General features: G+C 60.1%; 14 protein-coding genes, 1 tRNA gene and 2 pseudogenes. 13 read left to right on the top strand and 4 right to left on the bottom strand.

Annotated elements, in window-relative coordinates:
• The first annotated feature begins 29 nt into the window (after nt 1–29).
• The 5 genes from ihpA to ACNJX9_RS36285 all read left to right on the top strand — a co-directional run bounded on the left by ihpA (nt 30) and on the right by ACNJX9_RS36285 (nt 6,140).
• A complete protein-coding gene (gene ihpA / locus ACNJX9_RS36305; protein WP_439406908.1) occupies nt 30–1,301 on the top strand; it encodes a divalent metal ion exporter subunit IhpA in 1,272 nt (423 codons plus the stop codon).
• A complete protein-coding gene (gene ihpB / locus ACNJX9_RS36300; protein WP_057742501.1) occupies nt 1,298–2,296 on the top strand; it encodes a divalent metal ion exporter adaptor subunit IhpB in 999 nt (332 codons plus the stop codon). The genes ihpA and ihpB overlap by 4 nt, the downstream gene beginning before the upstream one ends.
• The gene (locus ACNJX9_RS36295) at nt 2,289–5,468 is read left to right on the top strand and encodes an efflux RND transporter permease subunit (protein ID WP_439406906.1); all 3,180 of its coding nucleotides are present in this window, start codon (nt 2,289–2,291) and stop codon (nt 5,466–5,468) included. The genes ihpB and ACNJX9_RS36295 overlap by 8 nt, the downstream gene beginning before the upstream one ends.
• A gap of 167 nt (nt 5,469–5,635) precedes the next feature.
• Entirely contained in the window at nt 5,636–5,908 is a 273-nt protein-coding gene (locus ACNJX9_RS36290; RefSeq protein WP_439406905.1) for a hypothetical protein, read from the top strand.
• 43 nt (nt 5,909–5,951) lie between these two features.
• Entirely contained in the window at nt 5,952–6,140 is a 189-nt protein-coding gene (locus ACNJX9_RS36285) for a hypothetical protein (RefSeq protein ID WP_439406904.1), read from the top strand.
• A gap of 562 nt (nt 6,141–6,702) precedes the next feature.
• Here the strand turns inward: ACNJX9_RS36285 and ACNJX9_RS36280 are convergent.
• The gene (locus ACNJX9_RS36280; RefSeq protein ID WP_157083376.1) at nt 6,703–6,885 is read right to left on the bottom strand and encodes a hypothetical protein; all 183 of its coding nucleotides are present in this window, start codon (nt 6,883–6,885) and stop codon (nt 6,703–6,705) included.
• A 487-nt stretch (nt 6,886–7,372) separates the two neighbouring features.
• Between ACNJX9_RS36280 and ACNJX9_RS36275 the strand changes: the two genes are divergently transcribed.
• From ACNJX9_RS36275 to ACNJX9_RS36265, 3 genes are all read left to right on the top strand, one after another.
• The gene (locus ACNJX9_RS36275) at nt 7,373–7,636 is read left to right on the top strand and encodes a P27 family phage terminase small subunit (protein WP_439406902.1); all 264 of its coding nucleotides are present in this window, start codon (nt 7,373–7,375) and stop codon (nt 7,634–7,636) included.
• An 812-nt stretch (nt 7,637–8,448) separates the two neighbouring features.
• Nucleotides 8,449–8,688 (top strand): hypothetical protein, encoded by a 240-nt coding sequence (locus ACNJX9_RS36270; RefSeq protein ID WP_057742479.1) that lies wholly within the window; start codon nt 8,449–8,451, stop codon nt 8,686–8,688.
• 527 nt (nt 8,689–9,215) lie between these two features.
• Nucleotides 9,216–10,124, top strand: a complete 909-nt coding sequence (locus ACNJX9_RS36265; protein WP_439406899.1) for an ArdC family protein — start codon at nt 9,216–9,218, stop codon at nt 10,122–10,124.
• 95 nt (nt 10,125–10,219) lie between these two features.
• Here ACNJX9_RS36265 and ACNJX9_RS36260 read toward each other — a convergent pair whose 3' ends face one another.
• Complete coding sequence (locus ACNJX9_RS36260; RefSeq protein ID WP_439406897.1) at nt 10,220–11,284, bottom strand: hypothetical protein; 1,065 nt, start codon at nt 11,282–11,284, stop codon at nt 10,220–10,222.
• Nucleotides 11,285–11,981: 697 nt separating this feature from the next.
• Between ACNJX9_RS36260 and ACNJX9_RS36255 the strand changes: the two genes are divergently transcribed.
• A complete protein-coding gene (locus ACNJX9_RS36255; protein WP_157083375.1) occupies nt 11,982–12,305 on the top strand; it encodes a hypothetical protein in 324 nt (107 codons plus the stop codon).
• Between the two features lie 906 nt (nt 12,306–13,211).
• Here the strand turns inward: ACNJX9_RS36255 and ACNJX9_RS36250 are convergent.
• Nucleotides 13,212–13,287: transfer RNA gene (locus ACNJX9_RS36250), tRNA-Ile, on the bottom strand.
• 444 nt (nt 13,288–13,731) lie between these two features.
• Between ACNJX9_RS36250 and ACNJX9_RS36245 the strand changes: the two genes are divergently transcribed.
• On the top strand, nt 13,732–13,962 hold the full coding sequence (locus ACNJX9_RS36245; protein WP_439406895.1) for a helix-turn-helix domain-containing protein: 231 nt from the start codon (nt 13,732–13,734) through the stop codon (nt 13,960–13,962).
• Between the two features lie 344 nt (nt 13,963–14,306).
• On the opposite strand, the gene ACNJX9_RS36240 is transcribed toward ACNJX9_RS36245, so the two are convergent.
• Nucleotides 14,307–15,344: an IS481 family transposase gene (locus tag ACNJX9_RS36240; RefSeq protein WP_439406531.1), complete on the bottom strand. Its 1,038-nt coding sequence runs from the start codon at nt 15,342–15,344 to the stop codon at nt 14,307–14,309.
• Between the two features lie 120 nt (nt 15,345–15,464).
• Here ACNJX9_RS36240 and ACNJX9_RS36235 point away from each other — a divergent pair.
• The 3 genes and pseudogenes from ACNJX9_RS36235 to ACNJX9_RS36225 form a co-directional block, all read left to right on the top strand.
• Nucleotides 15,465–16,004 (top strand): annotated as a pseudogene (locus tag ACNJX9_RS36235) (IS630 family transposase); the annotation flags it as partial.
• Nucleotides 16,005–16,469: 465 nt separating this feature from the next.
• The gene (locus tag ACNJX9_RS36230; protein ID WP_245316766.1) at nt 16,470–16,685 is read left to right on the top strand and encodes a hypothetical protein; all 216 of its coding nucleotides are present in this window, start codon (nt 16,470–16,472) and stop codon (nt 16,683–16,685) included.
• 1,373 nt (nt 16,686–18,058) lie between these two features.
• A pseudogene (locus tag ACNJX9_RS36225) lies at nt 18,059–18,594 on the top strand (ATP-binding protein); the annotation flags it as partial.
• Nucleotides 18,595–18,843 lie beyond the last annotated feature (249 nt).

Raw genomic sequence — 18,843 nt, 5'->3', positions numbered from 1 at the left:
CTGATTCCGTCTATTGTCAGGTTTTCATCATGTTCTCAAAGTGCGTCACGCGTCTCGCGTGCGCGACGGCATTGCTGGTCAGCCCTTGGCTGACGGCGGTGTCGCAATCCCAGAGCCTCAACATGGGGGCGGCGCTGCAGCGGGCTCTCGCGACCAGCCCGCGCCTGACCGCCGCCGAGCGCGACATCGGGATCGCCAGCGGTCAACGCATCCAGGCGGGCGCGCTGCTCAATCCGGAACTGTCCTATGAGCAGGACAACTCGTTCGGATCAGGCATCTATCGTGGCACGAAGTCGGCCGAGACGACGCTGCAGATCAGCCAGCTTTTCGAGCTGTTCGGCAAGCGCGAGGCACGGATTTCCGCCGGCCAGGCGGGCGTCGAGGGAGCTGCGATCGAGCGCAAAGCGGTACGCCTGCAGATCCTGTCGGAGACGGCAATCGCTTTCCTCAATGTGCTCGGACTGCAGCGGCGGATACAGATTTTGGACGAGCAGGTCGCCGCTCTGGAGCACCTGACGCCCTTGCTGCAGCGCCGAGTGGATGCCGGCGCATCATCGCCTGCCGAGACCGGCCGCGCGGAAGTCGCGGCGGCCTTGGTGAAGGCCGATCGCGAGCGCACCAAGGCAAGTCTATCGAGCGCCCGCCGCGAACTGGCGGTGCTCATGGGCGACACGTCGCCGAAATTCGCCGGCGTCTCCGGAAGGCTGGATGCCACCACCCGGGCGCCGTCGTTCCAGGCGGTGATCGCCGCCATCGACGCGAACCCGCAACTGGTTAGGTGGAACGCGATCTACGCCCAGCGCAATGCCGAACTCCTGCTGGCGCGGCTGAAACCCTACCCCGACGTTCGTCTCGCTGCTGGATGGCGTCACTTCAACGAGACCAACGACGACGCCGTGCGGCTCACCCTGTCTGTGCCGATCCCCGTGTTCGACCAGAACCAGGGCAACATACTCTCCGCTCAGGAAAGCCTCGCCAAGACCCGGGCGGAGCGAGAGGCGAGCCGCAACACGCTGATCGTCGTCGCAGGCCGGGCCTACGACACGGTCCAGGGCTCGCTGAAGGAGCTCTCGATCTTGCGCGAATCCGGCATCCCGAAAGCACAGGCGGCCGCGAACGAGATCGAACAGGGCTACGGCGCCGGCCGCTTCAGCTTGCTCGAAGTGCTCGATGCACAGGCCAATGTCACTCAGGCGCGTCTGCGCGAGCAAGAGGCGCTGCAGAACTATCACGTCGCCGTTGCCACGATCGAAGGACTCGTCGGCAATCCCTTCGCTCTGGCGCGGGAGAGCTCACGATGAGAAATTTAAGCGCAATCGTCCTCGCATTGGTCGCGGCCGCCGCAGGTGCCTTCGGGTATCGCTGGTTCACACCCAAGGACGCGCCCGCTGCGACCGAGCAGACGGCGAAGCAGGGAGGCAATGGGGCCAAGGGGGAGAAGGCGGGCAACGAGCACGTTGAGAAGGACGAGCACGGGGCCGACCGCATAGTGATAAGCGACGTCAAGCTGGCGGCCGCCGGTGCTACCTTCGCCGAAGCCGGGCCGGCTACCCTGACCGAGACCCTGTCGTTCAACGGCGTGCTGCGAGCCAATCAGGAGACGGTCGTCCAGGTAACCCCGCGCTTCCCCGGTATCTCACGCGCAATCAAGAGGCGGATCGGCGAAATCGTCGGCAAGGACGAACTGCTGGCGTCCATCGAGAGCAATCAAAGCCTGACTGTGTACGACCTCAAGTCGCCGATCAGCGGCACGATCATTGATCGGCAAATCTCGCTGGGCGAATACGTCTCAGAGCAGAAGCCGGCCTTCGTCGTCGCGGACCTCTCGACGATCTGGGTCGACCTGTCGATCTACCGTCAGGATCTCAGGCGCGTCCGCATCGGGGACGAGGTGCTGATCGATCCGGACGATGGCGCCGGCGACATCAAGGGCTCGATCTCCTACCTCGCGCCGGTCGGCGCGAGCGAGACCCAGACGGCCGTAGCGCGGGTGGTTCTGCAGAACCGGGACGGACGGTTGCGGCCTGGTTTGTTCGTGAGCGCCCGGCTGGTGTTGGCCGAGCGGAAGGTGCGCGTCGCCATTCGCGCCGGCGCGATCCAGACCTTCGAGAACAAGACCGTCGTGTTCGTGCGCGAGGATGACGACAAACTGGAGGCACGCCCGGTCGAGCTCGGCGACGCGGACCAGAAGTTCGTGGAGATCCGGGCCGGCATGTCGCCGGGAGAGAAGTACGTGGCCGAGAACTCGTTCGTCGTGAAGGCGGAAATGGGCAAGGGGGAGGCCGAGCATGATTGAGCACATTGTCGGATTCTCCATCCGCCAGCGCTGGCTTGTGGTCCTGTTCGCGCTCGGGCTTGTGGCCTTCGGCGGCTGGAACTTCACGCGGCTTCCTATCGACGCCGTGCCGGACATCACCAACGTCCAGGTGCAGATCAATACGCGGGCGCCCGGCTATTCGCCCCTGGAGACCGAGCAGCGCATCACGTTCCCGGTCGAGACGGCGATGGGAGGGCTGCCCAAGCTCGAATACACCCGCTCCTTGTCGCGCTACGGTTTGAGCCAGGTGACGGTCGTCTTCCGGGACGGGACCGACATCTACTTCGCGCGCCAGCTCGTCAACGAGCGGATCCAGCAGGTCAAGGATCAGCTACCAGCCGGCGTCGAGGTCGCCATGGGGCCGATCGCCACCGGGCTTGGTGAAATCTTTCTCTACACGGTCGAGGCCAAGCAGGGCGCCAAGGAGTTTACGCCGAGCGATCTGCGGACGATCCAAGACTGGATCATCAAGCCGCAGCTCCGCAACGTCCCCGGCGTCATCGAAGTAAACACAATCGGCGGTTTCGAACGGCAGTTCCACGTGCTACCGGATCCGGGCAAGCTGATGGCCTACAAGCTCGGCTTCCGCGACGTCATGACGGCCCTCGCCGCGAACAACGCCAATGTCGGCGCCGGCTACATCGAGAAAAACGGCGAGCAGTACCTCGTCCGCACTCCCGGCCAAGTCGCGAACATCGCCGAGATCGAGGACATTGTGATCGGATCGCGCGGCGGCGTGCCGGTCCGGGTCAGGGACGTGGCGCAGGTAACTGAGGGCAAGGATCTCCGCACGGGCGCCGCCACCCTCGACGGAAAGGAGACGGTCCTCGGGACCGCCATGCTGCTGATCGGCGAGAACAGCCGCGCGGTTGCCCAGCGGGTTGCGGCCAAGCTGAACGATATCGCCAAGTCACTTCCCGACGGCGTCGTTGCCCGCACCGTCTACGACCGGACCCATCTCGTCGAGGCGACGGTCAAGACGGTCGAGGAGAACCTGGTCGAGGGTGCGATCCTCGTCATCGTGGTTCTGTTCCTGATCCTCGGCAACTTCTGCGCGGCTCTGGTGACCGCCTGCGTCATCCCGCTGTCGATGGCGATGACCGTCACCGGCATGTTCGAGACGAAGGTCAGCGCCAACCTGATGAGCCTTGGCGCCATCGACTTCGGCATCATCGTCGACGGCGCGGTCATCATCGTCGAAAACTGTCTCCGTCTGCTTGCCCAAGCGCAGCATGACAACGACCGCCTACTGAGCCTGAATGAACGGCGCGACACGATCCGCCGCGGCTCGGCCGAGGTCATCAAACCCAGCCTGTTCGGAACGCTGATCATCGCGGTGGTGTATCTGCCGGTGCTGACGCTGACGGGGGTCGAAGGCAAGATGTTCACGCCGATGGCGCTGACCGTTCTGATGGCGCTCGCCGCCGCCGCGCTGTTCTCGATCACCTTCGTGCCCGCTGCCGTCGCCATCCTGGTCACCGGCAAAGTGTCGGAGAAGGAAAACCTCTTCATGCGGGCCGCCAAGCGCATCTACCTGCCGCTTCTGAAGCGGGCGATAGCCTTGCGTGGCGTCGTCGCATTCGCGGCAGTCGTGATCGTGGGCGCGAGCGTGTTCGCGGCGGCCCGCATGGGCGGCGAGTTCATACCGAGCCTCGATGAGGGCGACGTCGCTCTGGCAGCGATCCGAATCCCCGGAACGAGCCTGACCCAGGCGCTCGACCTGCAGATGGCATTGGAAAAGCGAATCCAGCAACTGCCCGAGGTAAAGGAGTTCTTCGCGCGTACGGGGACGGCCGAAGTCGCCACCGATCCGATGCCTCCGTCGATTTCCGACGGTTACATCATGCTCAAGCCGCGCAGCGAGTGGCCCGACCCGGAGAAGCCTAAGGCGGAACTGATCGAGGAGATCGAGAGGGCGGCCAACGACATCCCGGGCGGCAACTATGAGGTTTCGCAGCCGATCCAATTGCGCGTGAACGAGCTGATCTCGGGTGTCCGCAGCGACGTCGGCGTCAAGATCTTCGGCGACGATCTCGACGCGCTGCAGGGATCCGCCAAGCAGGTTCAGGCGGTCATCCACGGCATCCGCGGCGCCACTGACGTGAAGACCGAGCAGGTTGCCGGGCTGCCGATCCTCACCGTCAAGCTCGACCGGAGGGCCCTCTCTCGCTATGGCCTCAGCGTCGGGGATGTCCAGAACATCGTCGAAATCGCCGTTGGAGGAAAGAGCGTCGGCAAGCTGTTCGAAGGCGACCGACGGTTCGACATCGTCGTGCGACTTCCGGAGCGTCTGCGCGGCAACATCGAGGCCATCCGAGCCATCCCGATACCCTTGCCAGCCGAGGATCCCGGTTCGGCGACGATCACGAAGACGGCCTGGTGGGGGGCTCTCGGAGCGCAGCCGCGCTACGTGCCGCTGGCCTCGGTTGCGACCGTCGAGTCCGCCCCGGGACCAAACCAGATCAGCCGCGAGAACGGCAAGCGGCGCATCGTCGTGACGGCCAACGTGCGCGAGCGCGACCTCGGTTCGTTCGTGTCCGAGGCACAGGATGCGGTGGCGCAGAATGTGAAGCTGCCAGCCGGCTACTGGATCGGCTGGGGCGGCCAGTTCGAGCAACTGGTCTCGGCCACCAAGCGGCTGACCATCGTCGTTCCGGTGGCGCTGCTGCTGGTGCTGCTGCTGCTGTTCATGAGCTTCGGATCGCTCGCCGACGCGCTTCTGGTGTTCAGCGGGGTGCCGCTCGCTCTGACGGGCGGCGTGTTGGCGCTCCTTCTGCGGGGCATCCCGTTGTCCATCAGCGTGGGCGTCGGCTTCATTGCGCTGTCCGGCGTCGCGGTGCTCAACGGCCTCGTCATAATCACATTCATCGAGCGGCTCAGGCACGAAGGGAAGCCCGTGATCGAGGCCGTCCATGAGGGTGCGGTGACGCGGCTCCGCCCCGTGCTGATGACGGCGCTGGTGGCTTCGCTCGGCTTCGTGCCGATGGCGATCGCGACAGGCGCCGGCGCGGAGGTGCAGCGGCCGCTGGCGACCGTCGTCATCGGCGGCATCATCTCCTCGACGATCCTGACGCTTCTTGTGCTGCCGGCCCTCTACGTACTCTTCCGGAAGGATTCCGGGCTGGCGCTGCGTGCCGAGGGGCCGGCATGAAGAGAACTGCGGCAGACCACGACGCTTTGCTAAGGACGGCAAGATGCCCGACCCGGGCGCCACCGTGCTGGTAACCTTGAACGCGCTGCGAATGCTCAAGCCGAACGGAGGTTAGTCACCCAGAAAAGGAGGGCATCATAGGCCGTGCCGCAGAACAGACGCAGAAGTTGGCGACGCTTCGGGCCGTATCACGCAATCCTGCCTTGCCGGTTGTCGAAGTCGAAGACGTCGAATTTGGCTATGCAATCGTACAGCGGTCTATCGAAACCATCGAGGACGGAGCGGCCAAGTACATGGTCGGCAGCGATTCCGAAGCGCTTCGTAATGCCATTCTGCGGGTCATTGAAAAAGCAGGCGACAAAGGCGTTGCTTACTCAGACCTGACGCGTGCCAAGGGTGTTGATCGGGCTATCGAAATTCGGCAGGTGACATCCTCTTAAGCCTAGTTCGGTACGGTACGCTTATTTTTTTGAGGGTACGCAATTGCAGCAACAAATAAGCGAGCTTCGCAGGCACATCGAGGACCAAGAGATTCTACTCGATGTACTCGAACACGATGGCCACAACGTTGAACCCGAACGCGCGAAGCTGGCGATTGAAAAGGCGAAGCTAGCCCGGCTGGTAGGCGACGAGCCCGTTGATGCTGGCGAGCTGCGTGATGCGCGGCGCTAACCTATGATTAAATATTTTTGTTCATGCTACCGTAGGTAATTGTGCAGGCCGGCAATGTCTCAAGTGATTGAGCTATTTTCCACAACGAATCGGGCCGATGTTCGCCGCCGAGCAGCGCGCCGGCTGGAAAACATTTCTAGTTCATTGAGGTTCTTGGACCTATCCAGTTTGCAAACCCAGGACGATGCCCGACGAGCATTGTGCGTCCTTGAACTCGCTGGCCAGCTCGTTCACTCCACACTGGCTCAGCTTCGCGAGGACGATGACAGGGACGAATTAATCCGAAAAGGCGAAGAACTGATTGCGTTAGTTGACACAGCTCGCGGACTCCTGAGTGTACATGCAGAACGTACAGGTCCAAGGCGGGAGGGCGACAGCGTTGGCCTCAATTCAGGTGACGCCGCAACCTGCTAATGACCTCTCTGAGGTCGTCGTATGCCTCGATAGTTCGGCGCGCCTCTAGGAAGCGTACCGCTCGGGCTGAGCTAGTTGCTGTTAAAGCGTTGCGGTCCATTGCCAATAACGCAATGGACGAAAGTTGGTTCTGGCCGCTGAAGCCGCCTTACTGCACCTGCTTGAGATTGCTAGCCAATCTGTCCTCGTTGTTGGCCAACAGGTCATAGTCGTCGGCAAGCCGCAAATATGCCTGCCGTAACGGCGTATCAGGTGTACAGGAGGCCATCGTTCGATATTCCTCGGCTACGTGCCGATGCCGTGCAGCTTCTGCATTGTAGTCGATGGTCATCACGCCATCCTTGAGGCTGCTGTGGGAGGACGGTTGCGGTAGATCAAGAAATCACGTGATTTCGCGGCACGGCATGCAAGGCGACAGGAACGGCAATGTCGCCGCCGTAGTTGTTAAGGTATGCGACGGCTCTGCTTTGGCCTCGCGGCTACGATCTTCACCTAGGTTTTGCTGGTCCTGTGGCTGGGAGAACGTGAGCGACAGGCTGGCGCTGAGCGCCTTGAAAGGTATGAAATTCATCGCGATTCACGCGTTCGGTAGCGCTTGAGTCCGGTCTGTCACCCTGCGAGCGGGACCGTCATCCATGTGTGGTCAGGGGGCTTCGATCTTAAGGAAATGAGAGGCTGTAACCGGCCCATGGGAAAATTCGTATGCGGGGGTCCCGCGTTGAATCAAGATTTTTAGAGAAAGGAAATTTAATGACGAATCGAACGGTACGGCGCCCAAACATCTCCGAAAAGAGTCGGGCGAGTTCTTCAAGCATGTCATGCGCGACTTTGACCTAGACGAACATCACGTCATTCTGCTGACTAAGGCTTGCGAAGCTCTCGACCGGATCGAGGAGGCACGGGCGGCGATCAAGATCCATGGCCTTACCTACACCGACCGCTTTGGGACGCCTAGGGCGAGAACAGAAGTCGCGATTGAACGCGATAACCGGCTCGCTGTGGCCCGTCTCTTCCGCGAACTTGGTCTAGACCTTGCCGGCGATGGCAAGACCGCGCCGCCCGCATTGCCGGCCAATCGCTAACGCCCGTTCGTAAACGCAAATTGAACAAGCGGCAGGCGCTATCAGCGTCCGCCCAAGCTTGGCTGCGCGGAGAGCCTTGCGGCTTCTTTGCCTATAAGAACGCTGATGAACTGGAAGCGTTGTGGAACGGACATGGCGACAAGGAAGCCATGTTTTGGCAACGGGGCATGTTGCGGCCACGACGACCTAGCTTGTTCTTGGATAGGTTCTTGCAACCTTTGGCGGCCGGTCTAGGATAGATTCTCAAGACCGGAGGGGCGCATGGCAGGGGAAGCTTGGGTTGTACTGGGGACCGCTATAGGGACAGCGGGTATGCTCCTTTCAACGTGGCTCACCGCTCATCTCAAGAAAAATGAAGATGAAGCTTACGATGGAAGCGCAATGAGCCTTCTGAGGGCGCAGCTTGAACTTCAGAAATGAACCGAAATAGATATGCTTGCCAATTTGATCGGTTTAGATGAGGACGACACGAGGCAGTATCTCATTTTGTTAAAGGCGCGCGGGGTTCTCGGAAGAAAGGCAGTAAGAAGTGGGGACTGCTCTCACGTAATCCTATGACTCAGGTAGACGATGAATAGCGTCAAAGCCACCGTTTCAGTTTTAGCGGCGAACATGTCCTAACGGTATACCAAGAGCAATCTTTTGGCGAAACGATCCTTCCGTTCTCTTCACCGTGAGTACGCGCGTAGTTGCTTCACATCATCTGCACTTATTTCTAAGTAACTTCCTGAGAAGATCGTGCTGGTTGCAACACGCTTTGTCTGTGATTGTCGACTACTGGTCAAAGCCATACTTATCGGGGCAAGGCAAAGATGAGCAAGTCGCAAGGCAACGCCATTTCGCTGTCCGCCACGCCGGACGAGATCCGGGATGCGGTGAGCCGCATGTTCACCGATCCCGACTATCTGAGGGCATCCGACCCTGGACGTGTCGAGGGCAATGTCGTGTTCACCTATCTCGATGCGTTCGATGAGGACGAAGCTGCCGTTGCCGAGCTCAAGGATCGTCACCGGCGTGGTGGTCTTGGGGACAGCGTCGTGAAAACCGGCTGAATGAAGTTCTTCAAGCCGTCCTGGCGCCGCTCAGGGATCGACGACGTGTCTACGGAAGCGAACGGAACTATGTCCTCGATATCGTCAAGCAAGGTACCGAACGGGCGCAGGCGATAACCGACACGACCTTGGGGGAGGTTCGTGCCGCCCTCCGGCTCTTTAGCCTCGCGTGATGCGGGTGCGTCTTAAGGAGTCGGAAGAGTGAGAATCGATCCGGTTGGCGCGTCCGCTCGCGGACCAGGCTCTATGCGCTGCGCTTACCGACCCCCCAAAAGAAAATGGGGGTCTCGGCCTTTCAGGTAACGATCCTTCGCGCAAGAAGGGGCCTGCGGCCCCCAGGCCGTCAAGGCCAAGCCCCCACGAAGGGTGTGGGGGCGGAAAGCGGCTGGCCGTGTAGTCGGCTCGCTTTGCTCACCTCCGGCCCGCACCAGCTCCCGCGCGCTTTCCGGCCTGTGACGGCCAACCCCCGCTCATTGGCGCAGGCCTAGTTCCGGTTGCATGCGCAACCGGCAATTAGGAAAGAGCAGATGAAAACCGATCTCTATCAGAAGATCACCAACCAGATCGTGGCGGAGCTTGAGAAAGGCGTCAGGCCATGGGTCAAGCCGTGGAGCGCCGAACACACTGCGGGACGCATCACCCGGCCCTTGAGAGCAAACGGCATTCCCTATAACGGCATCAACGTCCTGATGCTGTGGTCGGCGGCCATTGAAGGTTACGCCGCACCCATCTGGATGACGTACAAGCAGGCAAGCGAGCTTAAGGCCCAAGTCCGTAAAGGCGAGCATGGCAGCCTCGTCGTCTATGCCGACAAGATGATCCGCACTGAGACCGATAAAGCGACCGGCGAGGAGGCCGAGCGCGCGATCCCGTTCCTCAAGGGCTATACGGTTTTCAATGTCGAGCAGATCGATGGGCTTCCTTCGCACTACTACGGAAAGCCAGCGCTACACGTTGACGGCATCGAGCGCATCGAACGGGCCGAAGCGTTCTTCGCGGCGACCGGCGCCACCATCCAGCACGGCGGCCATATGGCCTATTACAACATCTCGCAGGATTTCGTGCAGATGCCGCCCTTTGAAAGCTTCCGCGGTGCCGAGAGCTATTACGCGACTCTCGCGCACGAGGCGACCCATTGGACCCGGCATGGCTCGCGGCTTGACCGGGAGTTCGGACGCAAACGCTTTGGCGATGAAGGCTATGCCATGGAAGAGCTTGTCGCCGAGCTTGGCTCGGCCTTCGTTTGCGCTGACCTTGATCTCACGCCTCAGCTGAGAGCGGATCATGCCGCTTATATCGGATCGTGGATCAAGGCGCTGAAGAACGACAAGCGCGCGATCTTCGCGGCTTCATCGCACGCGCAGCGCGCGGCCGATTACCTGAATGGCTTGCAGCCGAATACCGACGAACGGCAAGGGGAGGCCGAAGCCGCCTGATTGTCGATACCAATCCGCGATAAAAAACCGGCGAGCGTCACCGCCCGCCGGTGTTGATTTTCGTACACGTGCACGCGACGTGGAAGGCTGAAGTTTTAGTGCGTGTAGCCCTTCACGAGCACCGGGCTCTCATTCAGAAAATCGTCAGCTTTCAGACGGTTCAGATCATAGTCGGATTGAGCGACGATGATCGGGCTCTGCACGAGGTCCGTGTCTGAGATGCTCCGGTCGATGCCGACAAGATGGCCGGCCCACACCGAACCATCCTTCGAACGCAGGAGGCCCAACTCGCCCATCACGACGCCCTTTTCGTTGCGATAGGTCAGCATGGCGCGCTTTCCGTCCGAACGGCCCGTGAGGTACCACCAGCGCGGATCGGGTTTGCCGTCTTCCGAATAGCCATGGAAGCGGCCACGAACCACGCCGGCACTATCGAGGTTCGAGACGCGGAATTCATACTTGAACTTGGTGGTGGTGTTGATTTTGCCCTGGCCGGGGGGCTGTTCGCCCGGCTCGTTCGTAAACGCTGCCATATCCTGGCGCAGATACAGGTATTCGGCGGCTGGATCGACCCACTGCGGCGCGTGGGTGGCCGCGACCTGCTGAATGCCACCGGCCAAGACACCCGCGATGCCAAGCGTCTTCGCCAGCACCAGCCACCGGCGAACCGCCGGATTCCGGATGAACTGGCTGGCGCTTGACTTTGCCCAGGCAAGCAACTGCTTGAGCGGCGAAATCGTCGGCGCGGCTGGCACGGTGGCGGAAGCTGCGGCGACGTCAGTGACAGGCGCAGCGTTCGAAGCGGTCACGGCAGCGTCGTGCGAAATGCGCGACGTAACCTCGACCGACGCGATCGCAGCGGCATCGTGCGAAATCCGCGCGGCCGTATCGTCCGTTGCGATCGCGGCAACGTCGTGAGAGATGCGCGCGACAGCATCGTCGGACTGCGGCGCCGCGGCATCACGGGGCAGCGGCACGACCACGGCATCCATTGCCGCGGCGTCATGCGAGATGCGCGCGTTGGCATCACCCGGCGCGCGCGCCGCAGCATCGTGCGAAATGCGCGCGACCGGCGCGGGGGTGTTGGTGGAGAGGTGCGCCGGTGCATCGTGCAAGATGCGTGCGGTAGAAGACTTATTCCCAAGCTTGGCCATGGCCAATCCTATTAGGGCGGTGTTGAACCCCATACCGCTGCCCTCGACGCGTATGAGGACCACGCGCCAAGGTTAAAGGATCGATTCTGAACGCAGGCTGTCCGCATCCTTAACGTGTGGTAATGATGCGCTGGGCAGACGCTCGGATTTCTGGCGGCAAGTCATTGATCCAGCGGCATCAAAGTCCTCGTGGTAAAGCCCGGGGAGGTGGCGAGCGCCATTGTGTCGCATGCCACCGGGCTACCGACCACCGCAGGAATTGGCGCAGGCAATGAGGGCGTCGCGGTATCCGCTTACGCGGTCACGATGTGAACCCGCTGCTCTCGCGCCACCGGGCAAAAGCTCCGGATTGATTCGCACGCTTGCTACGCTAATGCGAATTTGTTGCGTTGCTACCGGCACAAACTCAACAGCATTGACCCGCCTGCTTGCCGTGGCAGTCTCGTCGCGAAGGCAGAGAAAGCCAGCCTTCGGGGTGTGAGAACCTCTCGGTTAGCGTAACGGTGTCACGTCACGATGCCGCCTTTCGACCCTATGGGCCGGGAGGCGGCGGCGGAGTCTTTGCCTAGCATAGACTCTGGATGTCCAAGCCTCGCGGCAAAAGGCCGTCGCAGTCGTCTAACCGCGACTTCTCAACTCCCGCGCTCGCCAGTGGAAGGTTCTCTTCCCGGTGTCTTTCCGAGCTTTCCGGAAGGGAGTTCTTGTGAAGCGTTGCGTTTGTATCCTTTCGCTTGTTTTGCCCCTGCTCACTCATAATGTTGCAGCAGCCGATCAGTCCAAGACAACTCAGCCGCAAATCAATCCCATCGGCGGCATGGTGTTCTCCGGCGCCAACCATTGTTGCGTCGGCATCGGCACAGCTTCGCGTAACGCTAATCTCGACGTGTATCGGGGCGAGCTCAAGATTGGCTCATCGGGTGCAGGGTGTTCAGAAAAGAACGCAGGCTCGCTACGCTACGGAAATAAGCACCTTCAACTCTGCGACGGGACAAGCTGGCGAAATGTCAGCCTCGATAAGGCTGAATGAAGCAGGCGCAGCGCGCGCTCGGTACCGCAGTTGCTCTTTTGGCCATTCTGGGCTCGATGCCTACGCTGGCGCAGTTGGCCAGCAAGCCGGGCGATGCCGTCGGCGCCGCAGGCGGCGCCTGCGACAGCACCATCATGAATTTCGGCTGGCCCGACGCCAACGGCAACATCCTGAAATGCGTTTCGAACGTGTGGCAAGCCCAGGGCATCACCGCATCCGCTGGGGGCTCAAATGGGCAGGTGCAGTATAATAGCGGTGGTGCTTTGGCGAGCGATAGCGGCCTGACTTACAGCAACCCGAACCTCACCATCGGTTACGGCAGCCTGTATATCGGCACGAGCTTGGCAACGGCGGGCAAGCCCTACATTGGTGGGCTGAATGGCATAAGCTACCCGAGTGCAGATACAAACTGCATTGGCTGCTCGATCGAGGAAACGACAACCGCAACGATGCCTATTCAATCGTTCGTCGTCAACGTGCAGGGTTGTCTCGACAATCTTGCATGGATTTGGGCTTTCGAGATCGATCAGAGAGATAGGCAAGGGAACGAATTCGATCGTCGTTTGGTAAGGTCGGTAATATTCGGTCTGGAGCCGCTTTACTGCCTCATGATGCTCTTGCGGGAGATCGGCCGGCACCGGACTGCCGAACAGTCCTACATGGATGAGGGCGTAGCTCTGCTGTCCATTGCCAAGGATTCGGTGCGCCTCTTCGAGAAACGCCCTGCTGCGGACAAACGTCGCCTTCTGAATTTTGTACTTTCGAACTCGACGTGGCGCGATGGGGAGCTTACAGCGACATTCCGTCAACCGTTTAATATTATTGCGGAAATGAGCAATGGGCCGCCTGACGAGGATGGCGATGGCGGACCAGATCGAGCTCCGCCCGCCGCCGCCGCGTTCTGGTTGGTGGCCCCGGCAGGACTCGAACCTGCAACCAGACCGTTATGAGCGGCCGGCTCTAACCATTGAGCTACAGGGCCCGCCGCCTCGACGTGGCTTCAATATTGACATTCATGCCAGCCCTCCGAGAGCACCACTTCTTTTGCGCCAGTTAAGTTGCCGGAGGAGTGCATCAAAAATCGGAGCGACAATCTACGAACTTTGCAAAGAAAGAAACCCGCCCTCGCGACAATTCTTCATTTATAGTCTCGTTATCCAATCAAAAAATGCACTGGTTCGAAAGACCGTGCGCGGAGAGCAGCTAGACGACCGATTCCATGAAACCTGCGAGCCGGAGCAGGCTGAATTGGTGGAACGGACGGGTTGTTGGCGGATTCCTCGTTTGCGGTTGGGGAAACGAGGAGCTGTATCATGGCAGGATGGCGGCGCGCGGTTGAATTGGCGATGAGTGATGAAGAGATAGCGACCTTGGGGGTCTTTCTCGGTCGAGAACTGAGCTGGCGAGCCGGGTATCGCGAGCGCAGATGCTGCTGGCGTATTGGGAAAATCCTTCGTTCTGCGCGGTGGGCCAAAGACTTGGGGTCCATCATCAGACGGTGCAGCGCTGTGTCGAGCGGGCACTGGCCAATGGCCCGCTGGCGGCCCTCGATGATCGTCCGCGACCGGGCAAGGAGCCAACGATCACGGCTGAGGCCAAAGCCTGGCTGGTGTCGTTGGCATGCGACAAGGCCCAAGGAGCACGGCTATCCGCATGAGTTGTGGACGACGCGGTTGCTGGCGCGCCATGCACGCGCCGGCGGCAGGGCATGCGTGTTTGGCCAATTTGGTCCAGGGAACGGTGTGCAAGATCCTCGGCCAAGAGGAAATCAAGCCGCACAAAGGTGCGCTATTATCTCGAAAATCGCGACGCCGAGTTCGAACGGAAGATGGCGGAGATCCTGTGCGTCTATCGTGAAGTCGAAGTCCTGAAGAAGGCCTCTGCCAAGGGAAAGCGGCGAGGAAAGCCAGTCACGATCGTCTCCTGTGTAAAAGAAGGGACTTGAGCTGACAGTGGGTGCTTTGTCGCGGCAGGTGTCCGACAAAGATTTCGTGTCCGACCTCACGCAGCCGGCAACAATTTCTCTCTCGACAGAGCACTTGCGTCAAGCAAGGTTTGCATCGGCGTCTTGCCGTAGCACCAGCGCCCCTGATGCGGGCGCACCTCATTGTAGGCAGCGATCCACTCATCGAGATCGCTCTGCAACGCAGGGATGCTCGGATAGATCTTCTTGCGGAACGCGACGCGATAGAACTCTTCGAGCACGGTGCGGTGGAAGCGCTCGACAATGCCGTTGGTCTGTGGGCTCTTCGTCTTGGTGCGGGTGTGATCGATGTCCTCGACGGCGAGGTAGAGCTCGTATTCGTGATGCTCCGGATTGCCGCAATACTCGGTGCCGCGGTCGGTCAGGATCCGGTTCAGCGGGATGCCCCGCGCATCGAAGAACGGCACCACGCGATCATTCAACAGTTCGGCCGCCGTGATCGGCGTCTTGCGATCATACAGCTTGGCGAACGCCACCTTGCTGTAGGTGTCGATGAAGGTCTGCTGATAGATCCGCCCGACCCCCTTCATGTTGCCGACATAGAAGGTGTCCTGCGCACCACAATAGCCGGGGCACTCGCTCTCGAACTCGCCGTGCGCTTCCTTCTCGGACTTGGCCTTTTCCAACGCAACGAGCTGGGCCTCGGTCAGCACCAGGCCGTCCTGGGCCATCTTGGCCTCCAGCGCCGTCAGCCGCTTCTTGACGTTGGCGAGGTCGTGACGCAGCCACACCGCCCGCACACCGAACGGGGAGATCGACAGGCCGCGGCTCCTGAGCTCATTGCTGACTCGCACCTGGCCCCAGGCCGGCTGGTCGATCGCCAGCTCAACGACAGCCGCCTCGACCTCCGGCGCGACCCGGTTCTTCAGGATCGGTTTCTTGCGGCTGATCTCAATCAGCGCCAGCTCGCCGCCCTTGTCGTACAGTTCCTTGAACCGGTAGAAGCTGTCGCGGCTATAGCCCATCATCCGGCAAGCCTGGCTGACATTGCCGAGCTGCTTGGCCAATTCCAGCATTCCGACTTTCGCGCGAATGACCTTCTGTTCCTGGGTCATGGTAACGTCTCCTGTGAGACGCTGCGGGCTGCGCGGGAGCGCCCTTTGGGTGAGCGCTCCTGCTCGCCCGCAGCTCCATTCCCTGCCAGTTCAAACCTTGCCGTCAGATTAAGTCGAAACTTCTACATCTCCTGCGACGAGAAGCCGGGAATCCAGGCCATCGCAACGACGACGCCGGATTTGCCGCCCAAGCCTGGCGTCCACGCCACCTTTGCGCGCGACCATGAATACAAACGCCATGGCACGCTCAGCCTGTTGGCTGGGATTGATCTGCTCACCGGCAAGGTCCACGCCCTTGTCAAAGATCGCCACCGCAGTCGAGAGTTCATCGAGCTCCTCAGACTTATCGATGCCGCCTATCCGCCGAACACTGCGATCAAGTTGATCCTCGACAATCATTCCGCGCACATCTCGCGAGAAACCAGAGCCTGGCTCGCCACTCGACCAAGCGGGCGCTTTGAGCTCACCTTCACCCCCAAGCACGGCTCGTGGCTCAATCTCACCGAGGGGTTCTTCTCCAAGTTCGCCCGTTCAGTCCTGCGCCATATCCGGGTGGCCTCGAAACACGAACTCAAGGAGCGCATCATGGCTGGTATCGACGACGTCAATTGCCATCCGGTCATCCACACGTGGTCCTACAAGCTCGCCGAGGCCGCCTGATATGATTCGCACCAAGAAAACGCTGATCTAGTGCTGGCCAAGCTGGAGCGGAAGCCAGGGCGGTCCGCGCGGAACGATGGAGCAGGTGCCGGCTGGGTTTCAAATAGCCGCAACGGTCCATTACTTAGCCGTACGGCTGTCCGCATGAGGAAATCCTTCAAAAAAAATGCTCAGATGCGCTTTTCGAGCGCCCCGAGCGAATCCATCGCAGTAATCGCTACCAAATCTAGGCCTATGTATGGGGCAAGGCGCGCGAACGGGATCAAGTACGCCGCTCTCTCGGCGGAAAGCGACTTGGACTAGAAGGTAAATTCAAAAGCCGGGTGAACTCTATTTGGTTCTAGCGGCAAAACCAGCCAACAATCAGCTGACGCGGTGTGCACCCTAAACGACGCGAGAGTGTCGCGCTGCGAAATCTCTGCTGCTGCTCGAAATCAAAGAGGACATGACTCTTTAGGAATTACGATGATGCTCGATGAACATTTCGCTGGAATTCGCGCTCACCGCAACAACATCCACCGGTGTCGACGGCTGCTGGTAACAAGCTTATCGGACGCAGAACGCCAGCTCATCGAAAGACGCCTTGCAGAGGAGCGGGCCGCACTCAACGCTCTTTTTGCCAAGACCTTTCCCCTCATATTTTCACTTCCGAAAGAGCCGGCCGACTGCCGCAAAGAGTAAGGTGGCCAACGTTGGTATCGCGCGCAAATACTGAACAAACTTTGGACGGGCTCTCGAGCAAAGTCAGACCGATTTGGTCAATCGCTATTAGTTAACAAGACAGAGCGGGTTGGTAGGCGTTTGAATTGGCCGTAAAATTGGCGCTAAGCGACGGAGCCATACTGCTCCGAATGGCGTCGACCCACGCCGCTGAATTTTGCATCATCACTAGTCGGGTACTCGGGAGGGATGAAGCGACACCCAGCGGTGTTCTTCGCGATGAGAATTCCTTCGAACATGAAATCGCGAATTGCAGGATATCTAGCTGCCAGCTGACTTGGCGAGGGTACGAGAGTCTCAGTGTTCCGTAACCAAGTTGCATTAGTTCGAGATAAAGCTGCCGATAGCGCTCTCGTTATTGCCGTGCGGTTGGGATTGAAGAAGCTTGCCGGCTCTCGTCCGATGGGCACAAAACCCAAGAGAAGGGATGTTCTCACCTTCTGCGCGTCATCCGAAGCAGGCCTGTTATATGCGGCGGCCGGGTCCGGATCACAGACAAAACTTGTGCCTAAGACGCGTTGGAGTAGAGATATTCTCGTTTCTGAACGATGCATGGGCTCTTTTGAAAAAGAACCATCAACTAGCATAAAACGCGGATTGTCTGCCTCGCTCAGAATTCTGCGGCGCCCATCTTCCGCGTGAATTCGGCGAATAGTTGCTTCATCCTCCGGATAGACAATCTTCCGCGGTCGGTTGCGCAGACAGCAATGTATGGAACGTATATCGATTGCGGCATCATCGGGTTTAGTCGAATTAGACCGGCCCCCACGGGGCGTTGCCCGCGAAGGAGCAGGAAATACCGCGCTATTCGAGGTGCATGAAATAGCTCGTCCAGTTTGTTGTCGTCCTCTAAGTTCGCCCGGTCAGTGAAAGCCTCTTTGAGAATCGACCTTGCACGGCGATACTCAGCTGCTGCCTCGACTACCATTAGGATGTCAGATTCTCCGCCGTAGCCGTCGGCGGACGTATTTCCTCTATCGCGCGTGTGATTTTTAGATCCTGCTCGGACTTCTTCAGTACACATGGGAGTCCCACTGAAAATCAAAATTGCGCAAGAATCTGCGCTCCTCGGTCGTCCTTCACGCGCATGAGACACTTGCTCCTTGTAGCCATTTCCGTTGTCTCCACGAGAGGTTTGCTCGGACTTCATGGCGGCAACCATGAACATGACATTGGAGGCGTGACCTACTGCTTATGATTGAGCGCGCAACCCCTCGGCGATGAACCCAAAAGCCCGGGTCCGCCTTACATCACCGGCTGGTTAGGACGGGGGTGGTGATGCTGTCTATGACAAAGCAAGCATTGTGCCGAAGCGAGATCGCCAATCGCCTGCGCTACGCCAGCAGGCTTGCGTTGAGGACATTGACTACCGCACTCCGCGCGGCCTCGACCGTCCACTGTTTGCCAAGCTTGTCGAGGGACGCTGGATCGACGAGCATGCCAACCTGCTGATCTGCGGCCCCGCCGGTGTCGGCAAGAGCTGGATCGCCTCACAAGACCTGCCGTGACAATCGCTCCTTGCTCCATCAACGTGTTCCGCGGCTGTTCGATGACCTCGCTCTCGCCGCGGTGACGGCCGCCGTCCACGCCTATTGCGCGGCCTCGGCCGTGTCGATCTTTTGATCCTACTCGAGCCGCTCGATGCCTGCGCCCGTCATGACCTCCCGGAAATCCTCGAAGATCGCTACGGTCACCGTTCCACCAACGTCAGCGGCTAGCTCCCGTGGACCAGTGGCTTGTGCTCATTGGAGATCCCACCTATGCCGACGCCGTGCTCGATCGCCTCCTCCACAATGCCCATCGGCTCGACATCACCGGCGAGAGCCTGCGCCGAACGAGGCAATGCGCCCGAAAGACCTTGAGCCCGTAACGCTGTGGACATGCCGCTTCTGAACAACGCCTGCCCACATGCCCATCTGTGGACGCCCCCAGGGATGCAAGAAGAATCTTTCGTCAAGCGGTGCGCTGTAGTCGGGTGCTGATATCTGTCCGGCCTTTAATGCGACCTCATTTGTCGCGGGCCCGTATGGGAGTTCGCGGATTAGGTCCAAATCACAGCGGCGTGCTTGGATAGCACTTGGGCATGTACTGGTTCTCCCAACCCCGTCTCTCGACTGTT

Origin of the sequence: Bradyrhizobium sp. BLXBL-03 (genome assembly GCF_051853015.1) — a bacterium.
GTDB classification, from domain to species: domain Bacteria; phylum Pseudomonadota; class Alphaproteobacteria; order Rhizobiales; family Xanthobacteraceae; genus Bradyrhizobium; species Bradyrhizobium manausense.
The sequence above is the reverse complement of the archived record's forward strand: the minus strand, read 5'-3'. Positions and strand labels throughout refer to the sequence as shown.